General features: G+C 72.7%; 6 protein-coding genes. 3 read left to right on the plus strand and 3 right to left on the minus strand.

Annotation, left to right across the window (positions count from 1 at the left end):
• The coding region (locus tag GXW76_RS24870; RefSeq protein ID WP_456307121.1) for a hypothetical protein at nt 1-470 on the minus strand (470 nt) is incomplete at its 3' end.
• Between the two features lie 219 nt (nt 471-689).
• Here GXW76_RS24870 and GXW76_RS24875 point away from each other — a divergent pair.
• The 3 genes from GXW76_RS24875 to ltnD all read left to right on the plus strand — a co-directional run bounded on the left by GXW76_RS24875 (nt 690) and on the right by ltnD (nt 3236).
• The gene (locus tag GXW76_RS24875; RefSeq protein WP_211864830.1) at nt 690-1634 is read left to right on the plus strand and encodes a ketopantoate reductase family protein; all 945 of its coding nucleotides are present in this window, start codon (nt 690-692) and stop codon (nt 1632-1634) included.
• Between the two features lie 107 nt (nt 1635-1741).
• Nucleotides 1742-2200, plus strand: coding sequence for a MarR family winged helix-turn-helix transcriptional regulator (locus tag GXW76_RS24880; protein ID WP_211864831.1), 459 nt, complete (start codon nt 1742-1744; stop codon nt 2198-2200).
• 145 nt (nt 2201-2345) lie between these two features.
• Nucleotides 2346-3236 carry an L-threonate dehydrogenase gene (ltnD, locus tag GXW76_RS24885; RefSeq protein ID WP_211864832.1) on the plus strand — a complete coding sequence of 297 codons (891 nt, stop codon included), beginning with the start codon at nt 2346-2348 and terminating at the stop codon, nt 3234-3236.
• A 54-nt stretch (nt 3237-3290) separates the two neighbouring features.
• Here ltnD and GXW76_RS24890 read toward each other — a convergent pair whose 3' ends face one another.
• On the minus strand, nt 3291-3626 hold the full coding sequence (locus GXW76_RS24890; RefSeq protein WP_211864833.1) for a cupin domain-containing protein: 336 nt from the start codon (nt 3624-3626) through the stop codon (nt 3291-3293).
• Nucleotides 3623-4808, minus strand: a 1186-nt coding sequence (locus tag GXW76_RS24895) for an amidase (protein WP_211864834.1), incomplete at its 5' end; no start/stop codon positions are given. The genes GXW76_RS24895 and GXW76_RS24890, both read right to left, overlap by 4 nt.

Below are 4808 nucleotides of genomic sequence, written 5' to 3' on the forward strand. Positions count from 1 at the left end.
CGGGCGGTGGCCTCGGCGCCGAGGATGGCGGCGCGGGACGCCTCGATCTGTGCCCGCGCCTGGGCGGCGTCGGCGGCGGCCTTCTCCGCCTGCGCGCGGGTGACGGCGATCTGGGCGGCGGCGGCGAGGACATCGGCCTCGGCCGCGGCGCGGCGCGCCTCGATGGTGGCGGTGTCGAGCCGCGCAATGGGCTGGTTCTCGGCCACGCGGGTGTTGAAATCGGCGAAGAGCTCGCGGATCTGGCCCGAGAGCTGGCTGCCCACCTGCACCAGCGTGACCGGGTTCACCGTGCCGGTGGCGGCGACGACGGCAGTGATCGATCCACGATCGGCCGTCGCCGTGCGCAGCCGCGGCAGCGCCGCATTGCTGGCATTGCCGCCGGGGATGAGGGAGAGGCCCGGCATGCCCGCCCACCACCACCCCCCGGCGAGGAGGAGGAGCAGGCCGGTTGCGGCGATCGTCTTGCGCATCGCGGGCATCCTAGCCGGTTTCCGGTAACGCGCATGTGTCCGACTTTCGCGAAGCGGCACGGGCGCCTAGTGTCCTGCCCGCTTCGTTCGCCGGATTTCCGGCGAACGAAGCGGACAAGCAGGCCACTGGAAACTAAGGCTGGTGGCCTGAGAACGAAGTCCGCAGGATTTCGGAATCAGGACACTGGGGTCGCGGGCCCAAGTGGGGGAGACGGGCGGATGCGGGTTCTGGTGCTGGGTGCGGGTGCCCTCGGCGGGTATTTCGGTGGCAGGCTGGCCGAGGCCGGCACGGCGGAGGTCGCCTTCCTGGTGCGTCCCGCGCGCCGCGACGCGCTCGACCGCGACGGGCTGCGCATCGAGAGCCCCTTCGGATCGTGGCAGGGCCGCGTCGCCACCCTCGCCGCCGCGGATGCGACGCCCGGCTGGGACGTGGTGCTGCTCTCCTGCAAGGCCTACGATCTGGACGACGCGATCGCCGCGATCCGGCCGGCGGTGGACGAGCGGACGGCGATCCTGCCGGTGCTGAACGGGCTGTCTCATCTCGACCGGCTGGCGTCGGCGTTCGGCGCCGGGCGTGTGCTCGGCGGGCTGGCGAAGATCCAGGCGACGCTCGCGCCGGACGGCGCAGTGCGGCAGTTGAACGACTGGCGCTGGCTCACCTTCGGCGAGCGCGACGGGACCATGTCCGACCGCGTGCGCGCCATCGAGGCGGCCTTCGCGCCGGCCAAGGGCGTCGTGGTCCAGGCCGTGCCCGACGTCATGGCGCGCATGTGGGAGAAGCTCGTCCATCTCGGCACCAGCGCGATCGGCACGGTGCTGATGCGCGCGAATGTCGGCGAGATCGTCCGCAGCCCCGGCGGCGCGGCGTTCCTGCATCGGCTGCTCGAGCGCAACGCGGCGGTCGCCGCGGCGGCGGGCCATCCGGTGCGCAATGGCTTCATCGAGGAATACCGCGCGATCTTCGGTGACCCGCGAAGCGCCTACGCGACTTCCATGCTGCGCGACCTCGAGGCCGGCAACAGGATCGAGGCGGATCACATCCTCGGGTTCCTCCTTGAGTGTGTGCGCCGCGCCGGCATCCCGGAAGAGTTGCACGAAGCGGCGTATCTGCACGCAAAAGCGTATGAGCAGCGGCGCGATGCGGGCCGTTTGACGCCGCATTGAGCCTCGCTGCGGCGCAGCATCACATCAAGCGCGTCGGAACGCACGCGACACAAGACTCGAGGCCCATGCCGCGTCTAGTGTTGCGCCTCCTCTGCGGGTGGCCCGCCATGGACACTCAGAATACACCGCCCCGCTTCGTCGACGACTACCTGCTGTCGTTGCTTGCGCGCGCGTCCTACGTCGTCTCGACCGAGTTCCACGACCGGCTCCGAGCGCGCGGCGTCTCCGTGCCTGTGTGGCGCGTGCTGGCGACGCTCTCGGGCGGGCCGGAAACGGTGACCGCGCTCGCCGAGGCCTGCCTGCTGCAGCAGCCGACCATGACCAAGGTGCTCGACCGCATGGAGCGCGACGGCCTGGTCAAGCGCCAGCAGGATGCGCGCGACCGGCGCCTGGTGCGCGTCCACCTCGCTCCGCGCGGAGAGACGATGGTGGCCGACCTCCTCGCCGCTGCCCGCGCGCACGAGGCCGAGGTCGTCGCCCGCCACCCCGATGCCGGCGCCATCAAGGACCTGCTGCGCGCCCTGATCGCGCGCCAGTCGCAGAAGAAGCGGCCGCGCGGGGCGTGAGGCGATGCCGCCCGTCCACGTGCTGCAGCGCATCGCGCTGGTGCTGATGGTGGTCTTTGCCCTGGTGCAGGTGGTGGTCGCGATCGCGCGTTGACGCGCCGCCGCGGCGCGGCCAGCGTGCCGCCCATCGCGAGGGGGGATCGCCATGAAGGTCGGCGTCATCGGTCTGGGCAGCATGGGCATGGGCGCGGCGCTGAGCCTGCTGCGCGCCGGGCACGAGGTGACCGGTTGCGACATGCGCGAGGCGGCGCGGGACGAATTCGCCGCCGCCGGCGGTGCCGCCGCCGCGCGTGCCGCGGACCTGCCGCAAGGCACCGAGGCGGTGGTCGTCCTGGTGGTGAACGCCGCGCAGACCGAGGCAGCGCTGTTCGGCGAGGGCGGCGCGGCATCTCGGCTGAAGCCGGGGGCGGTGATCGTCTCCTCCGCGACCATGGCGCCCGATGCCGCGCGCGCGCTGGCGGCGCAGGCGGAAGGGCGGGGCTTCCTCTACCTCGACGCGCCGGTTTCCGGCGGCGCGGTGAAGGCGCGGGCGGGTGAGATGACGGTGATGGGCGCGGGCAGCGAGGCCGCCTTCGCCGCCGCGCAGCCGGTGCTGGACGCCATCGCCACCAAGGTGTGGCGGCTGGGCGACCAGGTGGGCATCGGCGCGACGGTGAAGGTGGTGCACCAGTTGCTCGCCGGCGTGCACATCGCGGTGGCGGCGGAGGCGATGGCGCTGGGCATCCGCGCCGGCGCCGACCCGCAGGCGCTCTATGACGTGGTGACGAGCGCGGCCGGCAATTCCTGGATGTTCGAGAACCGCATGGCGCGCGTGCTGACCGGGGACGACGCGCCGCGCAGTGCGGTGGACATCTTCGTGAAGGACCTCGGCCTGGTCACCGAGATGGCGCGTGGGCTGGACTTCCCGGTGCCGCTGGCGTCCCAGGCGCAGCAGTTGTTCACCGCGGCGCGGGCGATGGGGCAGGGGGGGAAGGACGACGGCTTCGTCATCCGGGTGTGGCAGGCGATGACCGGGATCAAGCTGCCCGGGGAATGAGGCATGCCGCGGCCGCGCAGCGCGGCATGCCGCCGACTGCCGCGGCCATTCGCGTCACGCCTCGGGCGGGAAGTGGACAGCCAGCCAGATCGTCTCGCCATCCGCGGCGGTAGCGGCGACGCGGTGGCGGCATTTCGCCGGCAGGTGCGCCCAGTCGCCGGGCGAGAGTGCGTGCGATGTCCCGTCCGCGAAGGCGAGGATCGCGCCGCCCTGCACGAGCAGCACGAATTCCGCCCACCCCTGCTCGTACCATTCGCCCTGGCGGACGGCGCGGGAGGCGATGCGCTCGACCCGCGCCCCGCCGGCGTGCGCGAGTTCGGTAAAGGTCTCGCTCCCCTGCGCGACAGGCGAAGGCCCGTCGCGCAGGGAGCCGAAGCGCGGCGCGCTCACGCCGCCAGCGCCGCCTCCACCGCCTGGGCGACAGCGAACAGCCGCGCATCGCCCATGTGCTCGCCCGTCAGCATCAGCCCGACCGGAGCCTCGCCTTCCGCATGGCAGGGAATGCTGATCGAGCAGCGGTCGAGGAAGTTGCCGACGCTCGTGTTGCGCAGCAGCGTCATGTTGATGCGGTTGTAGTCCTTCTCGTCCTCCACCTCGGCGATGCGCGGCGGCACCACCGGACAGGTCGGGCAGATCACCGCGTCGAAGGGCGCGGTGCGTGGCGCGACGGCGACGATGATGCGGGCGCGCGCATCGACCAGTTCCACGTAGTCGGCGGCCGACATCAGCTCGCCGCGCTTGATCCGCTTGAGGATGCGCGGATCGTAGGCCTCGCCCTTCTCGGCGATCAGGCGGTGGTGCCAGGCCCAGGCCTCGCTCGCCGCGAAGCCGCCGGTCGCATTGGCGACCGGGATCTCGGCGAGTTCCGGCAGGTCGAATTCGACGACATGCGCGCCGGCGGCCGAGAGGCGCGTGAGCGTGCGGCCGAACACCGCGCCGACGGTCGCATCCATGCCGTCGGTCAGGTAGGAGGCGCGCGGCAGGCCGAGGCGCAGCCCCTTGAGCGAGAGCGGCGCAGGCGGCGCGGGATATTCCTCGCCGGCCATGTAGCCGTCCACGATGGCGCAGTCGGCCACGCTGCGCGCGAGCGGCCCGGCGGAATCCAGCGAGGGCGCGAGCGGCAGGATGCCCTCGATGGTCACGCGCCGCGCCGTCGGCTTCCAGCCCACCACGCCGCAGAGCGCCGCCGGGATGCGGCAGGACCCGCCGGTATCGGTGCCGAGGCCCGCGAAGCCCATCCCGTCCGCCACCGCGACGCCGGCGCCGGAGGAGGACCCGCCCGGCAAACGCCCGGCCGCGCGGTCCCAGGGGCTGCGCGGCGTGCCGTAATGCGGGTTCACGCCGAGGCCGGAGAAGGCGAACTCCACCATGTTGGTCCGCCCGAGGATGACGAAGCCGGCGCGGATGAGCCGCTGCACGGAAGGCGCCGTCGCCTTGGCCGCCGGCGCGCCGTTCCGCGCGACGGAGCCGGACCGCGTGGTGACGCCGGCCTCGTCGTAGAGATCCTTGATGCTGATCGGGATGCCCGCGAAGGGGCTCGGCGCGCGGCCCGCGGCGCGCAGCGCGTCCATC

The sequence above is a fragment of the Neoroseomonas soli genome, from assembly GCF_018129065.1.
GTDB lineage: Bacteria > Pseudomonadota > Alphaproteobacteria > Acetobacterales > Acetobacteraceae > Neoroseomonas > Neoroseomonas soli.

Excerpts from the sequence above, each read along its gene's own strand:
- GXW76_RS24875 (WP_211864830.1), top strand. The coding sequence starts at position 690 with ATGCGGGTTCTGGTGCTGGGTGCGGGTGCCCTCGGCGGGTATTTCGGT.
- GXW76_RS24880 (WP_211864831.1), top strand. The coding sequence starts at position 1,742 with ATGGACACTCAGAATACACCGCCCCGCTTCGTCGACGACTACCTGCTG.
- ltnD (WP_211864832.1), top strand. The coding sequence starts at position 2,346 with ATGAAGGTCGGCGTCATCGGTCTGGGCAGCATGGGCATGGGCGCGGCG.